The 755-nt window shown below is 42.5% G+C and carries 1 protein-coding gene and 1 pseudogene; both read left to right on the top strand.

Annotation, left to right across the window (positions count from 1 at the left end):
- A pseudogene (locus R7040_RS26115) lies at positions 1 to 267 on the top strand (L-lactate dehydrogenase); the annotation flags it as partial.
- A gap of 158 nt (positions 268 to 425) precedes the next feature.
- A partial coding sequence (locus R7040_RS26110; RefSeq protein WP_318097527.1) for a response regulator occupies positions 426 to 755 on the top strand: 330 nt, incomplete at its 3' end.

Raw genomic sequence — 755 nt, 5'->3', positions numbered from 1 at the left:
CATGGTATTGCAGCCAGCGTATTTCGAATCATTCAAGCCATAAAAATCAATGAGCGCTCTGTGTTGCCAGTTGGTACGATGATGTCGGGTCAATATGGTGTGAGTGGCGTCGTGCTAAGTCTACCGACGGTGGTCGGGAAAAAAGGTGCAGAGTCGGTTCTTACTCATCCGTTTACAGAAGAGGAGCTTGAAACATTACACTCTATTAGTGTGAACTTGAGATCCATTGTTGAGAATGTCGCGCAATCGACAGGTTTGAAGGGCTGATTGTAAATAAAGAAATTCTCCGTATTGTCTTATCTAGCCTACTGTTTAGTAGGCTTTTTTGTGTCTTCCAAACAGAGAAAAGCCCCATAAACTATGGTTGTTTAATTCGCAAATGAGTAATAGAATGCGAACCATTTTTATTTGAGTGGTAATTTGGCATGTCTCGAGTTTTGATTGTTGATGATGACGTTCCTTTGTGTGAGCTTTTAGAAGTAGTTTTGCAAGATGAAGGATATACCGTCTCTTCTGTGCATTGTGGTGAAAGCGCGCTGCAGTACATGGAGAAAACGCCAGTCGATTTAGTGTTACTCGATGTGATGTTGCCAAACTTAAATGGGATGCAAGTTGCTCGTCGTATTTGCCAACGATTTGCTACGCCAATTCTGATGCTTACAGCATTGAACGATGAAAACTCGATGCTGGATGGCTATCAAGCGGGGGCCGATCAATACATTGGTAAGCCATTCAATGTTGCTGAGTTGCTAATG

This window comes from Vibrio sp. 1069 (assembly GCF_033340555.1).
The sequence above is the reverse complement of the archived record's forward strand: the minus strand, read 5'-3'. Positions and strand labels throughout refer to the sequence as shown.